The organism is Solirubrobacter soli DSM 22325, assembly GCF_000423665.1.
In the GTDB taxonomy this organism is placed as follows: domain Bacteria; phylum Actinomycetota; class Thermoleophilia; order Solirubrobacterales; family Solirubrobacteraceae; genus Solirubrobacter; species Solirubrobacter soli.
In genome coordinates this window covers 312,146-333,648 of sequence record NZ_KE384074.1, presented here as the reverse complement: position 1 = coordinate 333,648, position 21,503 = coordinate 312,146, and the positions used below count along the sequence as shown (strand labels likewise).

Sequence of the window (21,503 nt, the reverse complement as noted above, 5' to 3'; positions counted from 1 at the left end):
CTGCGCGATGAGCGGAGCCGAACGCCGGCGCGCCCTACCGTCCTAGCTCACTGCGGGCCGCGGCGAGGAGCCCGGAGAGCCGGCTGTTCGGATCGGCGAGGAGTTCCCCCGTCGCCCCTTCTTCGATGACCCTACCGGCCTCGAGGAGCACGACGTGCTCGGCCTGCGAGATGAACGAGAGCCGGTGGCTGATCACGACGCAGGTCCGGCGCTCATCCGCGAGGTAGGCGGCGAGCTTCGAGCTGAGCTCGGCGAAGGTGAACGCGTCCACGCCGGACAACGGCTCGTCCATGAGCACGAGCTCGGCGTCGTCCAGCAGCAGCCGCGCCAGCCCGACGCGCTGTTGCTCGCCGGTTGAGAGCCTGGTCGCGTCGGACTCGAGCGCCGCGTCGACCTCGACGGTGCTCAATGCCTGCGAGAGCTCGTGATCGTCCTTGTCGGGCGCGAAGAGGTTCACTCTGACCGTGTCCTCGATGACATAGTCCGCTTGCGGCAGATAGCTCATCTCCCTGAGCAGCTCCGGGTGGTTCCACGCCCCCAGTTCCTGCCCGAGGACCTGGACAGCACCGCCATCCGGATGCAGGAACCCGAGCAGCATCCGCGCGAGTGTCGTCTTCCCGCTGCCCGAGCGGCCGACGATCAAGGTCGTCTGCCCTCGCGGGATCTCGAAGCTGCACCCGTCCAGCGCGGTCTTGGGCCCGTTCGCGGTCTGGTACGCGTAGCGAACGTCCTCGAACCGCGCGGCCGGTCCCGTCGCCGCGACCGGCTCGACGTCCGGCTTCGGCGCAGGCGGGGACTGCGGGAGCTCATCGCGAGCCGCCAGCAGCGCGCGGAAGCGCTCCGAGACGTCGCGCTGGCGACGGTAGCCATCCCAGACGCCGAGAATGCCCTGCGTCGGATTGAGCATCCGAACGTAGATGGCGATCAGGAAGTAGGCGTCGCCGATATTGCTGACATCGCCAGGATCACCGACCGCCCCGGTCGCGATCGCGAGTGCGACGAACAGGATCGCGAGCCGCCCGGCGTCGCCCAGAACGCCGGTGACGCCGCGGTACGCCTGGTCGCGCCGAGAGAGGCGCTGCTCGATCTTTCCGTACGTCGTCGCGAGCTGTTGAAGGACGTCATGGAACCGCTGGCGTTGCTCGTGAGCCGCGATGAAGTCACGGTTCTCGATGATGTCGTCGCTGCGCCGGACCACCAGGTCGCGCTCCTGCTCCAACTGGCGACGGTCCTCTTGCAGGCGTCGGGTCTTGATGTACGTCAGCAGCGTCTGCAGCACCACGACGATCACGATCGCGGCAGCAAGGCGTACATCTCGCGAGAGCAACAGCAGCGTCGTCACGACAAGGGCGAACGCGTACTGGACGACCTCGAGCATCCCGGTGTAGGCGCCGGCGACGTTGACCGCTCCCTGCTGGACCGTGATGCCCTTCTCGTCGCCTTCCTGCAGCGGCAAAGCGGAGGCCGAGGGATCCATCAGCGTCTCCATCGCTCGACTCCTCAGCTCCGTGAAGAAGTCCCGCTCGAGGCGAGCTCGGAATACCGTGCTCAGATAGACGAGAAATGCCGCGAGGACGGTGATGATCCCGTAGCTCACCGCCGCCTGTAAAAGCGTCGCGTCCGAGAAGAACGTCGACGCGATGCGCAGGACGAATCCCTCTATCCCGCCCTCGTCCGTCGACAGCTGCTCAACCGGAGAGTGCAGCGCGTCGGTGAAGCTCCCACCCTTGCCGAGGTTGTCGTTGATCTCATTGATGACGGCGGACTCGACCTCCGTCTTGAGCGCCGGCACCACGCTCAAGGCGACGCTGAGCACCAGCAGACCGAGCACCAGTGCCCAGTTGACGCGGAGCGTCGGCCATACGAACCGCTTCGCGACCTCCCACCGGCTGAGAGGCTTGGGATCTGCAGGAATCCAGGTGGCGGTCACCGACCATCTCTAGCAGGAGCAACTCACATCAGTCAAATCTCACGTCTCGTTCGGGACACGCTGACTTAGCGGCCGTAGGCACCAGTCGATGTCATGTCATCGAACTCCAGGCGACGTGTCACCGTGGGTTGACGTCCTGCGGGGTAAGATCGGCGCTCACGAGCGGTCGCGGTGCTCAGCGCGCGCGGCCGCCAGCAGCGGAGCGACGACGGCTTCGCGAGACGCATGCCAGACGAGATCGAACGAGAGCACCGGCGCCGGGCCGGCAAGCGGGACCAGCGCGATGGTGTCGGGCCAGTCCCGGAGCGCGCCCGAGGGGACGAAGGTGAAGCCGCCGCTCGTGCAGAACTCGAAGGCGGCGCGGGCGCGGGGGATGCCGATCGTGCGGGGGGTGAAGCCCGCCGCCTCGCAGGCCGCGACGGCCGTGGCGTTGTAGCCGTCCGAGTCGGCGTCGGCGAACAGGACCAGCGGGAGGTCCGACAGGTCGGCCAACAGCACGGATTCGAGCTGCGCGCGCGGATCGGCCGCGGGGAGCGCGACCAACGGTTGGAGCTGCGCCAGGGGCTCGGATCGCAGTCCTTGCGGCGTGACGGTGCAGTAGCTCACGCACGCGTCCAGGCGGCCCTGCCAGAGCCAGCGCAGCAGCTCGCCCGACGCGCTCTCATACAGGCGCACGCGAGCTGTGGGCGCGTCGCCGCGGTAGCGGCGGACGATGTGACGAACCACGGACTGGCGGGCGGCGGGGGAGCATCCCAGGCGGATGCGGTCGCCCTCGTCGGCGGTCGCGTGGACGGCGGCGGCGGTCTCGGCGATCACCGCCAGCGCGGTCGGGGCATCGGCGAGGAGCCGGGAGCCGGCCTCGGTCAGCGTCACGCGGCGGGTCGAGCGGTCGAACAGGCGGGCGTCGAGCTCGGTCTCGAGGCTGCGAAGGCGAAGGCTCAGGGTTGACTGGGAGATGCCGAGACGGGCGGCGGCGCGCGAGAAGTGCAGTTCCTCGGCCAGGACAACGAATGAGCGAAGCTTGACGGCGTCCACGGAAGCGCTCGGTCAGTCCGTCTCGCCGCAGGTGTGGTAACACTCATTGACGTTTCCGATCAATGGAAAGGACCATCGTGTCGGCGCTTGACGAGTTGCGCTCGTTCGAGGCACGCATCGTTACCCGTCTCGACGAGCTGGCACCGCTGATCACCGAATACGAGGAGCTGCGTGACACTGCCACGCGCCTCGGGCTCCCGGTCCCCGCGATCATGCCGCATCCTGATCCTGCGCGGCCGGGCGCGGCGCGCGTGCGCGCGAGACCGGGTGGCACGCGAGCGGCAGGCGCCGAGCGGCGCGACCGTGTCATCGCCCTGATCGCCGAGCGGCCCGGCATCACCGTGGCGGAGCTCAGCCGGACGCTCGGCCTCGACCCACCGCCCGTGTACCGGGTCGTGCGCCGGCTGCTCGCCGATGCCGTCATCGCCAAGGACGGCACCCGGCTCGCGGTGATCGAGACGCCGGCGTCGAGCTGACACCGCCGATCGCATCTACTCGATCAGCCCGCGGCGCATGGCCTCGCTGACGGCCGCGGCGCGGTCGGACACACCGAGGCGCTCGTAGAGCCGCCGCTGATGGGTCTTGACGGTGGACAGGCTCAGCCGCAGCTCGGCCGCGATCTCCGGGCCGCTGAGCCCCCTGGCGATGCGATGCAACACGTCGGCCTCGCGGCCGCTGAGCCGTGGTCGATCGCCGTCGCGGCGGCCACGGATGGCGCTCACGACGATGTGCTGCACGTCGGACCCCAGCACGGTCTCACCCGCCGCGATGCGGACCAGCGCGTCGCCGATCTCCTCGGGCGTGGCCGCCTTGGAGACGATGCCCGCGGCGCCCGCCTCCAGCAGCTCGTAGGCGATCGCGGGCTCGATCGCCCCGGAGATGAACAACACGCGGACGGCCAGTCCGGCGGCCGTCGCGGCGCGCAGGACGGCGAGCCCTTCGATGTCGGCCATCTGCACGTCGAGCACGGCGAGGTCCGGCCGGTGCGCGAGCAGGGCGTCGATCGCCTCGCCGCCCGACGCCGCGCGAGCGACGACCTCGAGCTCGTCGCGGCGAGAGACGCTGTGGGCGAGCGCGAAGAGGAAGAGGGGATGGTCGTCCGCAACCAGGACGCGTAGGGGCCCACGCACGACCGCCACCCTAGCGCCCTCGCGCCACAATGCGGTCGACTGGGAGAGCGATCAGGCGTCGCTCTCCCATAGATGTCATGGTGCCGACATGTCAGGTGCGCGTCAGGCGGTCGCCGCGGTCGTGAAGCGCCCGACGAGCCGGTCGAGCTCCTCCGCCGTCCCGGCCAGCGACTGTGCCGACGCCGCGATCTCCTGCGTCGAGGCGCTGGTCTGCTGGGTGGAGGCCGACACCTGCTCGGTGGACGCCGAGGACTCCTCGGCGACCGACGCCACCTCGACGATGTCGGCCTCGGCGCGGCCGGCATCGACGTTGATCTGCGCGACGGCCGACGCGATCTCGGCGACACGGGTCGTCATGTCTTCGACGGCAACCCCGATCTGCTCGAACGCCGTGCGCGTCTGCTCGACGATCACGACCCCGTCGGCGGTGCGTTGCGCGCCGTCGGAGACCACGCCGACGACCCGCTGCGTCTCGCTCTGCATGTCGCCGATCAGGGCGGCGATCTCGGCCGCGGCGGACTGGGAGTCCTCGGCGAGCTTGCGCACCTCCTCGGCCACGACGGCGAACCCGCGGCCCTGCTCGCCGGCGCGGGCGGCCTCGATCGCGGCGTTCAATGCGAGCAGGTTGGTCTGCTCGGCGATCCCGGTGATCGTGCCGACGATGCCGCCGATCTGCTCGGACCGGGCCGAGAGATGCTCGATCGCCGCTCCGACCTGCGCCGACGACTCGGCCACGTGCCGGATCGCGTCGGACGCGTGCTGCGCCGCCTCGACGCCTTCGCGCGCAACGCCCATCGCCTGCTCGGCGGCGGCGGTGGTCGCCGCCGCGGTGTCGGCGCTGGCGACCGCTACTCGCGCCGCCTCCTGGACCGCCTCGCGCGTCGACTCGACCATGCGCACCTGGCGCTCCGCACCCTGGGCGACATCGGAGATCGCGGACGCGATCTCACCCACCGCGCGGCCCGTCTCCTCCGAGGTCGACGCCATCTGCTGCGATGTCACCGACACCGCGGCGGCCTGGCGCCCGACCTGCTGGATGATCGCGTTGAGGTCGCGGACCAGGCGCGCGAACGAGTTGCCGAGCAGGTCCCGGTCCGAGCGCGGCCGGACCTCGACCGTCAGGTCCGCGGCGGCGACGCGGTCCGCCACGCCGGCCATCTCCTTCAGGTACTCGATCATGCGGGCGAACGCGACGCCCGTGTCACCGAGCTCGTCGCGGCTCGTGATCCGGACGTCCTGTTCGACGTCGCCGTCGGCGATCCCTTGCGCCGCGCGCAGCATCTGCAGGACGCCGCCCGTGATCGACCGGGCGATCCAGAAGGCGACGCCGAACCCGAGGCCCAACGCGATCAGGATGAGCACGATCGCGGTGGTGCGACTCGACGCCGACGTCTGCTCGATCGCGGCCTGTTCGGAGCGGGCCAGGTCGACCTTGGAGTCGTAGAGCTTCTCGAAGTCGGACACGACCAGCCCGACCGCGGGCAGCACCCGCTCCTTGTTGACGCCGTACGCGGCGTCACGGCGACCGCCGCGCGAGATGTCGAGCACCTGTTGGCGTGCCACCCGATACGCCTCCAGGTGATCGAGGAGGGACGTAAACGATGATTTTCCCGCCGCGGTCTGGAGCGTCGGGCGGACCGCGGCGAGCTCGGCCGCGATCAGCTCGTCGTTGGCTTTGAGCTTCGCCTCGAGCTCGGTCTTGGCCGAGACGTCCACCTCGAGCAGGTGGTTGTTGGTGAACGCGCGGTTCTCGTTGAGCTTCGCGCGCGCCACCCCGAGATGCGCCAGCGCCGTCACGGAGTTTCGATACATGCCCTCCGACTTGTCGCTGACCTTGGTGACGCTCTGAACCCCGAGTGCACCGACGACGACCATCAGGGCCAGCACGACGCCAAAGGCGCCGAACAACTTCGTGCGCACGGGAAGGCGCATTGAGATCCTCCTTGTGGGTTTGGTGGAGACGCTCCCCGGCATCGGGCCACGATGCGGAGGGCTAAAGAGGAGTGGGCAAAGATGCGGGGTACCGTGTAGGGCAAATGAATGATGTGATGACACTCGGTGGTCCGGTTGCCGACATGTCGTCGACATGGCATCCGCGCTCGGTGCGCCTCGGCTTCCTGCCTTCGCTCGGCATCGAGGTCCTCCACGATCTGTTGACGACGATGCGCGAGCTCGAGCCGACGCTCGAGATCGAGGTCATGCACGGGCACAGCGGCGAGCAACTCGCGCGGCTCCGAGGCGGGCATCTCGACCTCGGCGTGGTGCGGGTCTCGCACGCGGAGCCGGGGATCGGGTCGGAGCTGCTGTCCGTCGGGGCGCCGATGATGGCCTTCGTGCGCGCGGACCTTCGGCTGGCAGGGCGCGGAGCGATCACGCCGGGCGACGTCGCCGACGCTGTGCTGATCATGCCGTCGCGTCTGCTCGGTCCTGCCACGTTCGACACCTGGGCCGCGCGACTCGCCGACAACGGCTACCGGTTCCGTCAAGTGCGCGGCGCCGTCGGGACCGCTCCTGAGGACCTGATCGCCGCCGTCGCGCAGGGCCAGGGCATCGGGATCGCGATGGCTGACTTCGTGCCCGCCGCCAGCCTCGGGTCGAAGGTCGTCAAGCTGCCACTGGACCCGGCGCTGCCACTCCCGCGCACGGTCCTTGCGTGGCCGGCGGACCGGGCCGGCGAGCTCGCGCACCGGATCGCCGTCGCACGCGGCGCGGCGCGCGTCCTGACAGCGCGCGGCGCGTTCCACCCGCGGGGGATGCGATCACGTGTCGGGCGCGTCCTGAGTCCTCGCGAGCTCGAGATCCTGCAGCTCGCGGCCGAAGGGCTCTCCGCGCCGGAGATCGCCACGCACCTGACGATCGCCGTGGCGACCGTCAGGTCGCACTTCGATCACATCTACCGCAAGCTCGGGACGAAGGATCGCGCCGGCTCAGTCGCCGTCGCGTTCCGGCAACGCCTGATCACGTGATGCCACTACGTGAGCCCGGCGTCCTGGCGGACGCTGAACCCGGCCGGCATCTGGCGGCGGAACCGCCCGGTCCCGGCGGCGGCGGGGCGGCCGATCAGGAAGCCTTGGCCGAGCTCGACGCCGAGGTCGCGCAGCGCGTCGAGCTGCGCGCGGGTCTCGATGCCTTCGGCGATCACCTCCAGTCCCAGCTTGCGCGCGAGCTCCACGATCACCCCGATGAAGCTCGCGTCGTGGCTGTCGCCCGCGAGCCCGTCGACGAACGGCTTCGCGATCTTGAGGCTGTCGAGCGGCAGCGAGTGCAGGTAGCTGAGCGAGGAGTAGCCCGTGCCGAAGTCGTCGAGCGCGATGCGGATGCCGAGCGCCCGCAGCTCGCCGAACCGGGCGGCGCTCGCGACGGCGTCGTCGAGCAACTCGGTCTCCGTGATCTCCAGCGCGAGGCGACCGGGTCGCACGCCGTACTCGTTGAGCACCGCCTGGACGTCGGCGAGCAGATTCGGATCGCGCAGCTCGGCCGCTGACAGGTTGACGTGAAGGCGCAGCGGCGGGTCGTCCGGCGCCACGGCCTCCCAGCGCTGCGCCTGCCGGCATGTCTGCTCGAGCACGTGGCGGCCCAGCGCCCGGATCAGGCCGGACTCCTCAGCGAGCGGGATGAACTCCGCGGGGGCGATCCGGCCACGGACGGGATGCTCCCAGCGCACCAGCGCCTCGCCGGCGCTGATGCGCCCGGTCTCGAGGTCGACGATCGGCTGGTACTCGACGACGATCTCGCGACGCTCGATCGCCTCGGCGAGCTCCTTCTTCAAGTCATGGCGGCGGAGCATCGCGGCGGCCATCGGCGGGTCGAAGAACGCGAAGCGGCCCTTGCCCGACGTCTTGGCCTGGTACATGGCGAGGTCGGCCTCGCGGATCAGTTCGTCGGGATCGCTCGTCCCGCGGCTGTCGGCGATGCCGACGCTGAGGTGGACCGGCACCAGCTCGCCCGCGGCGTGCACCGGCGGCTCGAATCCGCTCAGCACGCGCGTGGCCACGGCCCCGAGCTCCGCGACGGGGTCCTCGACGCCCGGCAGCAGGACCGCGAACTCGTCGCCGCCCAGCCGGGCGACGATGTCCTGGGGGCGCACGGAATGCCGGAGCCGCCCCGCGACGGCGACGAGCAGCGCGTCGCCGACGGCGTGCCCGAGCGTGTCGTTGACGATCTTGAAGTCGTCGACGTCGATGAACAGCGCCCCGAGCGTGGCGGTCTCGTCCGCGAGCTCGGCGCGCAGTCGCTCCATGAACATCAGCCGGTTCGGCAGACCGGTGAGCGGGTCGTGGTAGGCCTGGTGATGGAGCTCCTCCTGGAGGGTGCGCAGCGTGGTCACGGCCTGCTCCAGCCGGTCGTACTGCAGCGCGACGCTGGCGTTGTTGGCGAGCACCTCGAGCAGCCGCCGATCCTCCCCGCCGTACCCGCGCTCGAGCCCGAAGCGGTTCGCGAGCATGATGATCCCGATCAGGCGGCTCTCGCCGGGCAGCATCGCGACCATCGCGTTGCGGATCCCGCGCTGCTCCAGATGCGAACGGAGCCCGGGCGGGTCGTACGGAGGTGTGAGCGAGACCACCGGGTTCTCGGCGTCGACCAGCGCGGCGAGCTCCTCGGCCGCTCCACGGTCGGCCTCGACCATCGTCACGCGCTCGCTCCCGGGACCGTAGGTGCTCCGCAGCGGCGTGCCGTCGGCGCTGAACAGGACCACCTCCGCGATCTCCGAGCGGAACGCCTCGAGCGAGCGCGCCAGCACGCCGTCGATCGCCTCCGCGACCTCGGGGGAGCGCGTGAGGGCCCGGTTGGACTCGTAGAGGAACTCGAGCTTCTCGTGCTGCTGGCGTTCGGTGACGTACGCGCGATAGACGCCGAACACGACCGCCGCCGGGACGACCAGCAGGACCGCGGCACGCGCGTCGGTGGAGATCAGGACCGCGGCCGAGATCGCGATGCTGGAGTTGGCGGCCGTGAACACGAGGTCCATCGAGAACATCTGACGCAGCGTGCCGAGCGTCATCCCGCCCTCGGTGATCGCGATCGCGCCGGCGATGCAGGCGATCGACAGCGCGCCCGTCACCAGCGTGGCGACGTACAGGGCGAGCCACGTTCCCGGCTCCAGCGTGTCGGCGGGCTCGGCGAACGCGCGGACGATCACGAACGCGACGCACACCGCCAGCGCGAGCTGCGCGAGGTTGAAGCCCAGCTTGATCGGCGGCAGCCGGCGGAACGCGTACGCGGCGCCGGCGCCCAGCAGCGCGCCGAGCAGGAATCCGTCGCCGCTGGCGAAAGCGAGCCCGAAGACGAACGGGAAGTCGGCCAGCGAGAACGAGTGCGCGCTGCGGCGGAAATGCAGGTGCACCACGCACGTCTCGGCGAGGGCCCAGCCGACCGCGATCGCCCACCACGGAAGGTGCGGCTCGGTCAGCGGCTCGGCGCCGTGCAGGAACCCGAAGAACAGCGCGACCGCGAGCGCCGCGAGCACCGCGCCGTAGAGCACGATTCCCCCAAACGGGGGAAGGCGCGGACGGCCCATCAATCCCGTGTTTTCACGTCGCGAACATCCACGCACCAGCTTCCGCGCTTATTCGTCCAGAATCGAGCGCGGTTCTCAACCCTGAACCACGAGTTGGTCAGCACGGGGACCTAACGGGAAATCGGGCTCAAGTTGCCATAAGGGGCTGCCGATGCGGCGCGCACATGAGGACATTCATCGTCGCCGTCGTCGCCCTGTTCGGCATCTTTGCCGGCACCGCGCAGGCCGCACCCCCAGCCGCCACCCACATCGTCCAGCTACGGAGCGGAGTCTCGCTCGCTGCGGGGAAGGCGGCGGTACGTGCGGTTGACGGCGATGTCGCCGACACGCTCCCGATCATCAACGGCCTGGCCGTCCGACTGACCGATGGCGCCCGCGAGCGCCTCGCGCACGACACCCGGGTCGCGTCCATCAGCGCCAACGCCGCGCTCAAGTCGCAGAGCGACCGCTTCGATCCCACCCAGCTCGCGACCGCCTACCCGGCGTCGGTGTACGCGCCGACCGTCTGGAACGGCGCGACCGGCGCGACCGGGGCCGGAGTCGGCGTCGCGGTCATCGACACGGGCATCAACGGCGGCCTGGTCGACTTCTCGGACGCCGACGGCCACTCGCGCGTGGTCGCCTCGGTCGTGACGAGCCCGGAGGCCACGACGCCCAACGACGACTACGGCCACGGCACCCACGTCGCGGGCATCATCGCCGGCGACGGCACCCGGCGCCCGGACGGCGATCCGCTCAAGGGCCGCTACGTCGGCGTCGCGCCGGACGCGAACCTGATCGCGATCAAGGCATCCGACGACGACGGCGAAGGCACGCTCGTGGACGCGATCTACGGCCTCCAGTTCGTCGTCGATCACAAGGCGGACTACAACATCCGCGTCGTCAACCTGTCGGTGTCCTCGACGACGGCCGAGTCCTACCACACCGACCCGCTCGACGCCGCGGTCGAGGCCGCCTACTTCCACGGCATCGTGGTCGTCACCGCCGCCGGCAACAAGGGTCACGCCGCCGATGCCGTCAACTACGCGCCGGGCAACGACCCGTACGTCATCTCGGTCGGCGCGGTCGACGACCAGGGAACCACGACGCGCGGCGACGACGCCTACGCCGCGTGGTCGAGCGCCGGGACCACGCAGGACGGGTTCGCGAAGCCCGACATCGCCGCCCCGGGCGCGCACATCGTCTCGACCTTCGCGCCCGGCAGCGTCTTCGGGCAGCTCTGCCCGCAGTGCATCGTCGACGGCAGCTACATCCAGATCGGCGGGACCTCGATGGCCGCGCCCGTCGTGGCCGGCGTCGCGGCGCTGGTCCTGCAGGCGCATCCCGACTGGACCCCCGATCAGGTCAAGTCCACGCTGATGGCCACCGGCCGTGACGTCCCGGGCGCCATCGACGAGGTCAACGCCTCGGCCGCCATCTCGGTCGCGGAGCCCGCGTCGGGCGCGAACAGCGGACTCGTCCCCAACGACCTCATCGACCCCACCACCGGCAACATCGACGAGACCCGCTCGAGCTGGGGCCGCTCCAGCTGGGGCCGGCCGGAGACGCCTCTGGCCGCCGGCTGGACGAACTCGAACTGGGGCTGCGTGTGCCCGGGCTGGCACGAAGGCGTCGACCGCGACACGCGTTCGAGCTGGGGCAGCGCGACGTGGCTCGTGAAGTGGAACGGCTGACCCGCGCGTCGTGGGGCGGCGGGCGCCGTGAAGGTCCCGCCGCCGAGGCCGGCAGGCCGCCGCGCCCGTAGTCCTCCGCCCACGCGCGCGGACTTCCCCGGATGACATCGGGGCCCGCGCGCGTGAGGCTGCAGACATGTCACGTGTCCTCGTCGCCTACGGTTCCAAGCATGGTTCGACGGCGGAGATCGCCGAGGCGATCGCCGCGACGCTTCGCGAGTCCGGCCTTCATGTCGACTGCGTGAAGGCGGCGGAGGTTGAGAGCCTCGAGGGCTACGACGCCGTCGTCCTCGGCAGTGCGGTCTACATGCGCCGCTGGCGCCGCGCGGCCCGCCGGTTCCTCGACCGCTTCGCGGGCGACCTGCGCGAGCGGTCGTTGTGGGTGTTCAGCTCCGGGCCGATCGGCGACCCGGCCAAGATCAACTACGACTGGGCCGAGCCGCCGCGGACGATCGAGCGCGCCGACGGGCTCGGTGCCCGCGAGCACGTCGTGTTCGGCGGGCGCTCGTTGTCGACGCGGATCCCGGAGGACCAGCGCGACCTGCGCGACTGGGACGAGATCCGCGCGTGGGCGCGGCGGATCGCGGCCGAGCTCGCGGTGCCCGCGGCCTAGCCGCAGTCCGCGCAGCGGCCGTGGATCGGGAAGTGGGTGAAGTGCGCGTCGTAGCCGAACTCGGCCTTGATCACCGCGCGGACGCGGTCCAGCTGCTCGGTGTCGGCTGACGTCACCCGTCCGCACCCCTCGCAGACGAGGAACTCGCGCTCGCCCTGGCCGACGAGCCCGTACACGCTCGGGCCGTGGCCCACGTGGACGTGCCGCACGACGCCCAGCTCCTCCAGGCGTTCCAGATTGCGGTAGACGGACGTCAGGTCGAGCGTGATCCCGGTGTGGGTGCCGGCGGCGACCTGCTCGGCGGAGACGAGGTCCTCGGCGGCGAACAGCGCCTGCAGCACGAGCCTGCGCGGGGTGGTCAGGCGGGCACCCCCGGCACGCAGCGCGGCCGCGACGTCGTCGATGTCGCGGAACTGCAGCGGCGAGCTCTTGGGCGCAACGGTCATCGCGTGTCAGAGATCGTAGTTGCGAACGACTCGCGAGAAGTCTTAGAACCGCGGGCGGGGGTGCTGCGCATGAGTTGGCTGACCATGCGAATTTCGAGCTTCTCCCCGATCCTGGCCCTCGCGGTGTGTCTCGGGGCGCCGGCGGTCGCCTCCGCGCACCCGCTCGGGAACTTCTCGATCAACCACCTCTCGCGCGTGAGCGTGTCGTCGGACCGCGTCGACGTGCGCTACATCCTCGACGAGGCCGAGATCCCGACCTTCCAGCAACGCGACGTCCCCGACGCCATGCTGCTGGTCCGCAAGCAGGCCGAGGTCGAGCGCAAGCTCGTGCTCACCGTCGACGGGAAGCGGCTCGCGCTGCGGCCGGCGGGGCGGGCCACGATCGCGCACCCTCCGGGCGCGGGCGGGCTGGACACGACGCGGATCGAGTTGCCGCTCTCCGCGCGCGTGACGGACCCGCGGCGGGTCGAGCTGCGCGACGAGTCGTTCCCGGGACGCGTCGGGTGGAAGGCGATCGTCGCCCAGCCCGGCCGCGGGACCGCGGTGCGCTCGTCCGTCCCCGCGGGCGACCCGACCAACGGCCTGCGGGTCTATCCGGCGGACCTCCTGAAGAGCCCTTCGGACGTGCGCTTCGCGCGGTTGGACAGCGCACCGGGCGCCGGCACGCTGACGGCGCCGGACGGCACCAACCAGATCGACGGCTCGTCGAACCGTTCCGATCGCGGCTTCACCAAGGTCTTCGGCGACGCGTCGGCCGGGAAGGGCGTGCTGCTCCTGCTGCTGCTGGCGGCGTTCGGCTGGGGAGCGGTCCACGCGCTCTCGCCGGGCCACGGCAAGGCGATGGTCGCCGCCTACCTCGTCGGGACGCGCGGACGCCCACGGCACGCCGTCGCCCTCGGCGGCATGGTGACGCTGACCCACACGATCGGCGTGTTCGCGCTGGGTGCCATCACGCTCGCGCTGTCGCAGTATGTGCTCCCGGAGACCCTCTACCCGTGGCTGAACCTCGTGTCCGGGGTGCTCGTGGTGGGGATCGGCGTGACGGTGCTGCGCTCGCATCTGCGGCGGCGGCGCACGGTCGCCCACACGCACGACCATCACCATCACCATCACCACCACCACCACGGGCATGACCATGATCACGATCACGGTCACAGCCACCTCCCGCAGGAACCGGGCATGCGCGGGCTGCTCGGGATGGGCGCCGCGGCGGGGATCATCCCGTGCCCGTCCGCGCTCGTCGTGCTGCTGGGCGCCGTCGCGCAGGGCCAGATCGCCCTCGGGATGCTGCTGATCGTCGCGTTCAGCGCCGGCCTGGCGGCCACGCTGACGATGCTCGGTCTCGCCGTCGTGTTCGCCTCGCGGATCGTCAAGGGCATGCGTGTGCCCGGCCGGCTCGTGACGGCGCTCCCCGCGGCGTCCGCCGCGCTGATCGTCGTCGTCGGCTGCGTGCTGACCGCGCACGCGATCCCGACGCTGGGCTGATCTCCGGAGACTTTCGGCTAAACGCACTGGCGCAACCGGCGCCGCGCCCGCGGCTCCCGCTCGTCGTCCGGCCCGCCGGTCGCCTGCTGGCATCGGCGCTGGCCATGCGGCCACCTCCCTCCACGCCCGCCTTCACCAGCTAGCGGGCGCGGACCGCGGCTTCGGAACCGGGCGCGCGCCCGGGTCCGATGCCACCAATAGGAGGGAATATGCGGGTACTGCTCGCCGTGTCGATCGTGGCTGCAGTGGCCGCGGCCCCCGCGAGTGCCGCTCCGCCGGCGCGTGCGCGGGGACGCCGCAGATCACCGACCCCAAGGGGGACGGTCACCATGCCAATACGGACGTCGTCGCCGCCTGGCTGACCGAGGCGGACGGTCGCGTGCAGGCGGTCATCCAGACCAGCTTCGGGCTCTGGGAACCGGCGCACGAGGACTCCGACACCGCAGGCTTCGCGCTGCTCTACCAGCAGGGCGGGGAGACGCGCTACGTGCGCGCCACGGTCACCCGCGGCGCGCCGCCGGCCTATGACAGCGGCACGTGGAGCGCGGGCGCCTCCGCGAGCAGCGCCGTCACCGCGGGCGCGGTCACGACCGGGCCCAACGGCACGGTCACGCTGGACGTACCCGGCGCCGCCGGCGTGCTCGCGCGCCCGTTCGTCCTGACCTACGACGGGGACGGCCATTGGGTCGACCGCGCGCCAGGCGGGACGACGCCCGACGGCACGGAATTCGGCGCCGACTACGTCGTCGGAGGCTGTGCGCCGCCGGCACCGATCCCGCAGCCGCTGAGCGCGATCGTCCTCACGGCGCCACCGAAGCTGACCGGCAGCGGCACGGCGACCATCACCGGCAGGGTCACCCCGGCGCGGGCGGGGGTCGACGTGGCGATCACTGCGCAGGCGCACGCCGCGGTCACCCGCCGCGTCACCACGGCCGCGGACGGCTCGTTCAGCCTGTCGCTGCCGGTGTCAGAGACGACCCGCGTGCGCGCCGAGGCCGAAGGGCTCGGCTCGCAGACGCTCACCGTCCGCATGTTCTCCAAGGTGCGGATCAAGGTCCGCCGCACCAAGGCCGGCGGCGCCGTCGTCACCGGCACCACCTCCCCGAAGCTGAGCGGCCGGATCCTCTGGCTGCGGACGGACGACGTCCGCCCGAGCGCTCGCACCACGGCGCGCGACGGCCGCTTCACGCTCCGCCTCACCCACCCCAAGCGCGGCCGCTACCAGGCCGTCTTCATCCCGAGCGGCGATCGCGCCGAGCGGTCCACATCGAACACAGGAGTCATCCGATGAAGCACGTCCTCGGCGCCGCCGCGCTCGCGGGGCACGCTGGCGAAGGTCGCCGGGTGGCAGGGCGGCGTGCAGGCCGCGCCGACCACCCAACAGCCGTTCTGGAACTACGTGCCGTTCCAGACCACGTCCGCCGGCCTCGGCGACGACCCGGCCGAGTGGCTGCCCACGCTCCTGGCCGCCGGCTTCACCACCGCCGACTTCGCGACGCCGGCGAGCGCGAAGGCCGCCTGCGAGGGCAAGGGCGGAACCTACGTCGTCGCCGACACGGTCCAGAGCACGGTCGCCGCCTGGTCGGCGGGCGTGACCGAGCCGCTCCAGGAGGAGATCGAGGCACTCAAGACCCAGGGCACGACGGCGGTGTCGGCCAACACGACGCTGACGGCGCAGGTGACGTCACTGACCGCGGAGCTGGCGACCGCCAACAGCCGGATCGCCGCGCTCGTGCTCGATGCCACGCCCATCAAGCTCGCCGTCGGCGGGGCCAAGGGCAGCTCGGTCGCCGTGGGTGTCACCGCGGCGCCGCTGAAGACCGTCACGGTCACCGTGTCGATCCCGGAGGCGAAGGCCCGCCGGCTCAAGCTGGCATCGAGCGTGCTCGGCAAGCAGACCGTGACGACCCGCGCCGACGGCAGCGCGTCGGTGACCGTGAAGGTGTCCAAGGCCGCCGCCAAGTCGCTCAAGGGCTCGCACACGATCACCGTCCAGGCGAAGTCCGGCGACCGCTTCGCGACCACCACCAGCAAGCTGGCCCGCTAGTGCGCCTGCTCACCGCAGTGGCCGTCGCCGCGGCGACGAGCGCGATCGCCGCCGCCACGGCGCTCGCCCACACCGAGGTGAAGTCGACCTCGCCGGGCAAGTCCGGCGCGGAGCATCGGCTCGGTCAGTGTCACCTTCACCGGCACGATCCGGTCCAGAACGATCAAGGTCACCGGGCCGGGCGGGAAGACGTACACCGCGGACAGCGGCGGCCGCGATCCGCGCAACGTCAAGCGGCTCAAGGCGCCGTTGAAGGCCGCAAAGCCCGCCGGCAGGTACAAGGCGAGCTGGACGATGAAGGCCGCCGACGGGCACACGCAGAGCGGCTCGTTCAGCTTCAGGCTCAAGTGATCGCGCGGCTGCTCATCGCCGTTGTGGCGGCGCTCGTCCTCGCCGAGCCCGCCGCGGCGCACATCCAGGTCCGCCCGGCGCTCGCCGCGCCGGGCGACCCGGTGCTCTTCGAGGTCATCGTCCCCGGCGAGCGTGACGCGCGCACCACCGAGGTGACGGTGCAGGTGCCCAAGGACGTGCTCCCGTTCTCGTTCGAGGCATCGCCGGGCTGGACGCGGACGAACACGCTCGCCCGCGACGGCAGCATCGCGACCGTGACGTGGAAGGGGAAGCTCGACGAGGACGGCTTCGCCCGCTTCGCCTTCCTCGCGTCGACGCCGGAGCAGGAGGGCGAGATCGTCTGGAAGGCGATCCAGACCTACGACGACGGGAGCGTCGTGCGCTGGATCGGCGCGCCGGAGTCCGACAATCCGGCGGCGGTGACGACGATCTCCGCGGCGGCGCCGAGGGACGCCGACTCGCCGCTCCCACTGATCCTGGCGAGTGCCGCGCTCGCCGTGTCGTTGGCCGTCCTCGGTACCCATCTTCGTCGAGGGAGGCCCGCGTAGCCTGCTCACGTGACCCGGCGCCGCGCAGCCCCAGTGCTCGTCGCGCTCGCGCTGTGCCTGCCCGCGCCCCCGACCGCGCAGGCCCACGGGCTCGGCGGTTCGACGTCGCCGGGCATCCCCGGCTGGCTGTTCGCGTGGGGCGCGGCGCTCGCGCTGGTCGTGTCCTTCGCGGCCCTCGGCGCGTTCTGGCGCCGACCGCAGCTCGAGCACGCGCGCGAGCGCCGGGTCGCCGGGATTCCGCGTGCGCTCGATCCGCTGTGCGGCGCGGTCGGCGTCGCGACGTTCGCGGGCCTCGTCTACGCGGGCCTGTTCGGTGCGCAGGACAGCCTCGACAACATCCTCCCGACGTGGGTGTTCGTGGTGTTCTGGGTGGGGACGCCGGTGGCGAGCGCGGTGCTCGGGGATGTGTTCCGGGCGTTCAACCCGTGGTTGGCGGCCGCCCGCGGCGTCGCCTGGGTGGCCCGGCGTCCCGGCGCGCGCTTGCCGTACCCCACCTGGCTGGGGCAGTGGCCGGCAGCGCTCACGGTGCTCGCGTTCGGGTGGCTCGAACTGGTCTTCGGCGGGCGCGACGACCCGAGCACGCTCGCCGTCCTGGCCCTCGCGTACGCGTTCGCGCAGATGGTCGGGATGGCGTTGTTCGGCATCGACACCTGGCGCCGGCGCGGTGACGGCTTCGCGGTCTACTTCGGGCTGTTCGCCCGCCTCGCGCCGATCGCGTGGCATGACGGCGCGGTGTGGACCCGGCGCCCGCTCGCCGGCGCCGCGGAGCTCGAGCCGATGCCGGGCACGGTGGCGATCGTGTGCACCGGTCTCGGGGTGACGATGTTCGACGGGCTGTCGGCCGGGCCCGCGTGGCGCTGGGTCGTCGGGCCGCTGCAGTCGGGCGGCGCGCTGGAGGTCGTCTCGACGCTCGGCCTGGTCGGCTGCGCGCTGCTGATGGGCGGCGCCTACCGGTTCGGGATCTCGGGGATGCGCACCAGGCGTGACGACGAGGCCGTGACGGTCCTCTCCGCGCGGTTCGTGCACTCGCTGCTGCCGATCGTGCTCGCGTACGTCATCGCCCACTACGCGACGTTGCTGCTCTTCCAGGGACAGGCCGTGGCCTCGCTGGCGTCCGACCCGCTCGGCGACGGCGCGAACTGGCTCGGCACCTCATCGCTGTCGATCGACTACGCCCTGGTCGGGTCGACGGGGATCTGGGCGATCCAGGTGGGCGCGGTCGTCTGCGGCCACGTCGCCGGGCTGGCGCTCGCCCACGACCGTGCACTGGTCGCCACGCGCGACGCCAGGTCGGCCGCGCGCACCCAGCGCACGATGCTGGCGATCATGGTCAGCCTCACTTCGCTGGCGCTGTGGCTGATCTCGTCGGCGAACCAGTGATGACGGTGTCGTGGATCGCGGCCAGCTCGCGCGCCCGCCGATCGCGGTCCGCCTCACCCATGACATAGATGCACAGCGAGACGTAGCGGCGGTCGTGCGCGTGGGCCTCCCACGCGCGGTCGAACGCGAGCGCGCGCTCGACGAACGCCGCGTCCGGCCCGACCGGGAAGCGCGAGCACCACACGGCGTCGTAGCCGCGGGCCAGGGCGGCGTCCATCTCCGCGTCGGACCCGTGCACGTACTCCTCGACGCTGACCCGCGGGTCCATCTCGGAGAAGCTCATCCGGCCCTCGGCCTCGAGCGCGGCGACGTCGAGGCCGGCCGCCGTCAGCGCTTCGCGGTCGCCGGCGGCGTGGCCGGCGAGCGAGCGGTGGTACATCCAGCCGTAGCGCTTGACACCGAGCGAGTAGAACGCCGCGAGCGCGCCCGGGACCTCATCCGCGCGCGAGAGCAGGATCGCGACGTGCGGGCATGCGTCCGGGGTGAAGGCGGCGTCGGTGAACTGGGTCACGGGTGCGGCCAAGGCTACAAGCGCGTGCCGCCCCGGCCGTGAAGGCCGGGGCGGCGGGTCCAACGGGGGTCCGGGCGCGGAAAACCCGCGGAACTACCATCGGGCAAATGCCGGATGTCATCGACCTGGTCTGGATGGGCAGCACGCGCTGCATCGCGACGTGGCGGGTGGGCGACGTGCTCGTCGACTGCGGCCCGCGCACCACGCTCGACACGCTGCTGTCCGCCTTGGGGGACTGGCGCCCACGGGCGCTCCTGCTGACCCACATCCACTTCGACCACGCCGGCGCCGCCGGCGCGCTGGTCGGTCGCTGGCCGGATCTCCAGGTCTACGTGCACCGCCGCGGGGCGCGCCACATGGCCTCGCCTGAGCGGCTGGAGGCGAGCGCGCGGCGGGTCTTCGGCGACGCGTTCGACGAGCGCTTCGGCCACCTCGACCCGATCCCGGAGGCGAACCTGCACGCGCTCGACGGGGGAGAGCGGGTGCTCGACGCCTTCGACACCGTCGCCACCCCCGGGCATGCCTCGCACCACATCTCCTACCTGGACCGCGACGGCCACGCCTATGTCGGCGACGTCGCGGGCGTGCGCGTGGTGGACGACGGGCCGGTGTTGCTGCCGACGCCGCCGCCGGACATCGACCTCGCGGCGTGGGCGACGTCGGTCGAGGCCGTCGCGGCGTGGCGTCCCGCGACTTTGGCGCTCCCGCACTTCGGCGCGGTCACCGATGTGGAGTCGCACCTCGACGCGGTCCGCTCGGAGCTGCGCCGCACCAGCGAGGCGATCCTCGGCGGGATGAGCTCGGACGAGTACGTGACGACGACGCGCGCCCGGTTCGGCGAGCTCGGCCCGGAGCTCGAGCGCCGCTACGAGCTCGTCGTCCCGTTCGAGCAGAACTACGTCGGGCTGACCCGCTGGGCCGAGACGCGCTGAGCGGTCTCGTCGACCCGGGGCGCCGTCGCGGCGCCCCAGCGCGCGACGACCGCCGCCGCGGCCGCGTTCGCCCACCGGCACGCCTCGGCGGGCGGTAGGCCGCGCGCGAGCGCGGCGGCGAACGCGCCGACGTGCGCGTCGCCCGCGCCGGTGGTGTCGACGACGTCGGTCGCGAAGGCGCCGACCCGCACAGGGCCGCCACCCGCCGTCGCGCCGTCGCCGCCCACCGTCGTGCTCTCCCCACGCGCGAGCACGAGCGCGCCCGCCGGCCCTTCACGGACCACCACGCCCGCGTCGCTCCGCGCCGCGATCGCCCGCGCCGCCGCCGCGGGGCGCTCCTCGCCGGTCAGCAGCCGTGCCTCGCGGGCGTTCAGGCTGACCCACGACGAGCAGCGCAACGCGTCCTCGACCAGGTCCGCGGGCAGGTCGGCGACGAGCGGGCCGGGGTCGAAGATCGCGGCGGCGCCGCTCTCGCGCAGCCAGCGCGCGAGCAGTGGGCCGTGCGGGTACGCGAGGTCGTAGCCGGAGAGGTGCACCAGGTCGTCCTCGCGCACAGCCACCCGCTCGAGGTCCTCGGCGCGCAGGTACGCCTCGACGCCCATCGTCGTGACCATCGTGCGCTCGCCGGCCGCGTCCACCAGCACGACGCAGAACCCGGTGTCCTCGCCGGGGGTGGGGGAGAGCAGCGGCTCGATCCCCTCCGCCGCCAGCGCCTCGCCGACCATGCGCCCGAACTGCTCGCCGCCGTAGCGCCCGCCGAACAGCACCGGCAGGCCCTGCCGCGCCGCGGCGGCGACGATGTTGAACGCGCCGCCGACCGTCAGCGCCGCGTGGCGGGCGAGGACGTCGCCACCGGTGGCGGGGACCGCGTCGACGCCGACGACGACGTCGACCAGCACGCCGCCCACGACGACCATCCGCCGGATCATCCGCGCAGCTCCAGCAACTGCTCGGCCAGCGCTTGGAGATGCAGGTCGTTGACGTCGCGCACACGCTCGACCGCCTCGGCGGGGAACGCCTCGAGGCCGCGGCTCGCGCCGACGATCGCGCCGGTCATCGCGGCGATCGTGTCGGTGTCGCCGCCGAGGCTCGCGGCAGCCAGGCACGCCGCCCACGGATCGGCCGGATGCGCCGCCGCGACCGCGAACGCCGCCGGAACCGATTCCTCGGTCGCGACGCCCGTGCCGACCCGCGCGGCGACCTCGTCCAGTCCGACGCCCGCCGCGACGAGCGCGAGCGCTCGCTCGATTCGCCCCGCGAGGTCGCCGCCCGCGCACTCGCGGCTCGCCGCGAGGTCGCCGCCCACGCACTCGCGGCCGGCCGCCAGCGCGTCCGGCGTCATCGCGCCCTCGATCGCCGCGCTGACCGCGCCCGCGACGGCGGACGCGCCCGCGATCGCGACCGGCGTGTCGTGCGTGAGCCGGCTCACCTGCGCGACCCGTGCGAGCAGCAGCTCCCGCGAGCGCGTCGCGATGCCCACCGGGGCGATGCGCATCGCCGCCCCGTTGGTGTTCCCGCCGCGCCCCGCTCCTTCCGTGTCGCCCGCCGCGAACCGGTCCAGCGCCCGGCGCGTCGACGGGCCGAGCAGGTCGAGCGACCCACGGACGACCATCTCCCGCTCCCACGCGAGCAGCGCGTCGGCGAGTTCGCGGTGGTCGACCGTCCCGCCCCCGCGGACGAGCGCGCGGGCGACGATCAGCGCCTGGTCGGTGTCGTCGGTCACCCGCCCGGCCTCCATTCCCGCGCTGATCTCGTTGTCGGGCGGGCCCGGCTCGAACCCGCGCAGCTCGCCCCAGCGGGCGACGATCCGCTCGCGCGAGAACGTCTGCGTCGGCATCCCGAGCGCGTCGCCGATCGCGAGCCCGTAGAGCGCCCCGAGCGCCCGGTCGATCACCCGCGGGACG

Annotated in this window: 20 protein-coding genes; 10 read left to right on the top strand and 10 right to left on the bottom strand. The window is 72.1% G+C overall.

From position 1 onward, the window contains the following. Positions 1 to 34 precede the first annotated feature (34 nt). Positions 35 to 1,831, bottom strand: a complete 1,797-nt coding sequence (locus G569_RS0144090; protein ID WP_028068141.1) for an ATP-binding cassette domain-containing protein — start codon at positions 1,829 to 1,831, stop codon at positions 35 to 37. Positions 1,832 to 2,086: 255 nt separating this feature from the next. Beyond that, a complete protein-coding gene (locus G569_RS56855; RefSeq protein WP_053227895.1) occupies positions 2,087 to 2,965 on the bottom strand; it encodes a LysR family transcriptional regulator in 879 nt (292 codons plus the stop codon). A 62-nt stretch (positions 2,966 to 3,027) separates the two neighbouring features. On the opposite strand from G569_RS56855, the gene G569_RS0144080 reads away from it, so the two are divergent. Further along, on the top strand, positions 3,028 to 3,441 hold the full coding sequence (locus G569_RS0144080; RefSeq protein ID WP_084286376.1) for a winged helix-turn-helix domain-containing protein: 414 nt from the start codon (positions 3,028 to 3,030) through the stop codon (positions 3,439 to 3,441). Positions 3,442 to 3,456: 15 nt separating this feature from the next. On the opposite strand, the gene G569_RS0144075 is transcribed toward G569_RS0144080, so the two are convergent. Together G569_RS0144075 and G569_RS60410 are read right to left on the bottom strand one after the other, a co-directional pair. Then, positions 3,457 to 4,095 (bottom strand): response regulator, encoded by a 639-nt coding sequence (locus tag G569_RS0144075; protein WP_037503796.1) that lies wholly within the window; start codon positions 4,093 to 4,095, stop codon positions 3,457 to 3,459. A 102-nt stretch (positions 4,096 to 4,197) separates the two neighbouring features. After that, complete coding sequence (locus G569_RS60410) at positions 4,198 to 6,027, bottom strand: methyl-accepting chemotaxis protein (protein WP_157592735.1); 1,830 nt, start codon at positions 6,025 to 6,027, stop codon at positions 4,198 to 4,200. 143 nt (positions 6,028 to 6,170) lie between these two features. On the opposite strand from G569_RS60410, the gene G569_RS60405 reads away from it, so the two are divergent. Continuing rightward, complete coding sequence (locus tag G569_RS60405; RefSeq protein ID WP_053227893.1) at positions 6,171 to 7,061, top strand: LuxR family transcriptional regulator; 891 nt, start codon at positions 6,171 to 6,173, stop codon at positions 7,059 to 7,061. A gap of 5 nt (positions 7,062 to 7,066) precedes the next feature. On the opposite strand, the gene G569_RS60400 is transcribed toward G569_RS60405, so the two are convergent. Next, complete coding sequence (locus G569_RS60400; protein WP_053227892.1) at positions 7,067 to 9,577, bottom strand: putative bifunctional diguanylate cyclase/phosphodiesterase; 2,511 nt, start codon at positions 9,575 to 9,577, stop codon at positions 7,067 to 7,069. A 200-nt stretch (positions 9,578 to 9,777) separates the two neighbouring features. Between G569_RS60400 and G569_RS60395 the strand changes: the two genes are divergently transcribed. Both G569_RS60395 and G569_RS0144050 read left to right on the top strand, forming a co-directional pair. Next, positions 9,778 to 11,286 (top strand): S8 family serine peptidase, encoded by a 1,509-nt coding sequence (locus tag G569_RS60395; protein ID WP_053227891.1) that lies wholly within the window; start codon positions 9,778 to 9,780, stop codon positions 11,284 to 11,286. Positions 11,287 to 11,422: 136 nt separating this feature from the next. Continuing rightward, positions 11,423 to 11,899 carry a flavodoxin domain-containing protein gene (locus G569_RS0144050; protein ID WP_028068138.1) on the top strand — a complete coding sequence of 159 codons (477 nt, stop codon included), beginning with the start codon at positions 11,423 to 11,425 and terminating at the stop codon, positions 11,897 to 11,899. Here the strand turns inward: G569_RS0144050 and G569_RS0144045 are convergent. Then, positions 11,896 to 12,345 (bottom strand): Fur family transcriptional regulator, encoded by a 450-nt coding sequence (locus G569_RS0144045; RefSeq protein ID WP_084286373.1) that lies wholly within the window; start codon positions 12,343 to 12,345, stop codon positions 11,896 to 11,898. The two genes, G569_RS0144050 and G569_RS0144045, sit on opposite strands and share 4 nt — an antisense overlap. A gap of 69 nt (positions 12,346 to 12,414) precedes the next feature. Between G569_RS0144045 and G569_RS0144040 the strand changes: the two genes are divergently transcribed. The 3 genes from G569_RS0144040 to G569_RS0144030 all read left to right on the top strand — a co-directional run bounded on the left by G569_RS0144040 (position 12,415) and on the right by G569_RS0144030 (position 15,877). Beyond that, positions 12,415 to 13,830 carry a nickel/cobalt transporter gene (locus tag G569_RS0144040; RefSeq protein WP_157592732.1) on the top strand — a complete coding sequence of 472 codons (1,416 nt, stop codon included), beginning with the start codon at positions 12,415 to 12,417 and terminating at the stop codon, positions 13,828 to 13,830. A 379-nt stretch (positions 13,831 to 14,209) separates the two neighbouring features. Next, complete coding sequence (locus G569_RS0144035) at positions 14,210 to 15,121, top strand: carboxypeptidase-like regulatory domain-containing protein (RefSeq protein WP_028068135.1); 912 nt, start codon at positions 14,210 to 14,212, stop codon at positions 15,119 to 15,121. 66 nt (positions 15,122 to 15,187) lie between these two features. Continuing rightward, the gene (locus G569_RS0144030; RefSeq protein WP_028068134.1) at positions 15,188 to 15,877 is read left to right on the top strand and encodes a hypothetical protein; all 690 of its coding nucleotides are present in this window, start codon (positions 15,188 to 15,190) and stop codon (positions 15,875 to 15,877) included. Here the strand turns inward: G569_RS0144030 and G569_RS66720 are convergent. After that, complete coding sequence (locus tag G569_RS66720) at positions 15,874 to 16,224, bottom strand: hypothetical protein (RefSeq protein WP_028068133.1); 351 nt, start codon at positions 16,222 to 16,224, stop codon at positions 15,874 to 15,876. The two genes, G569_RS0144030 and G569_RS66720, sit on opposite strands and share 4 nt — an antisense overlap. Here G569_RS66720 and G569_RS64360 point away from each other — a divergent pair, their 5' ends adjacent. Together G569_RS64360 and G569_RS0144015 are read left to right on the top strand one after the other, a co-directional pair. Then, positions 16,225 to 16,776, top strand: coding sequence for a DUF1775 domain-containing protein (locus tag G569_RS64360; protein WP_053227889.1), 552 nt, complete (start codon positions 16,225 to 16,227; stop codon positions 16,774 to 16,776). Between the two features lie 9 nt (positions 16,777 to 16,785). Further along, positions 16,786 to 18,156 carry a hypothetical protein gene (locus G569_RS0144015; protein ID WP_084286371.1) on the top strand — a complete coding sequence of 457 codons (1,371 nt, stop codon included), beginning with the start codon at positions 16,786 to 16,788 and terminating at the stop codon, positions 18,154 to 18,156. On the opposite strand, the gene G569_RS0144010 is transcribed toward G569_RS0144015, so the two are convergent. Further along, positions 18,113 to 18,667, bottom strand: coding sequence for a hypothetical protein (locus G569_RS0144010; protein WP_028068131.1), 555 nt, complete (start codon positions 18,665 to 18,667; stop codon positions 18,113 to 18,115). The two genes, G569_RS0144015 and G569_RS0144010, sit on opposite strands and share 44 nt — an antisense overlap. 107 nt (positions 18,668 to 18,774) lie before the next feature. Between G569_RS0144010 and G569_RS0144005 the strand changes: the two genes are divergently transcribed. Then, complete coding sequence (locus G569_RS0144005; protein WP_037503550.1) at positions 18,775 to 19,599, top strand: MBL fold metallo-hydrolase; 825 nt, start codon at positions 18,775 to 18,777, stop codon at positions 19,597 to 19,599. Here the strand turns inward: G569_RS0144005 and G569_RS0144000 are convergent. After that, positions 19,563 to 20,528 (bottom strand): PfkB family carbohydrate kinase, encoded by a 966-nt coding sequence (locus tag G569_RS0144000; protein ID WP_028068129.1) that lies wholly within the window; start codon positions 20,526 to 20,528, stop codon positions 19,563 to 19,565. The two genes, G569_RS0144005 and G569_RS0144000, sit on opposite strands and share 37 nt — an antisense overlap. Next, positions 20,525 to 21,493: an ADP-ribosylglycohydrolase family protein gene (locus G569_RS0143995; RefSeq protein ID WP_028068128.1), complete on the bottom strand. Its 969-nt coding sequence runs from the start codon at positions 21,491 to 21,493 to the stop codon at positions 20,525 to 20,527. The genes G569_RS0144000 and G569_RS0143995 overlap by 4 nt, the downstream gene beginning before the upstream one ends. Between the last annotated feature and the right edge of the window lie 10 nt (positions 21,494 to 21,503).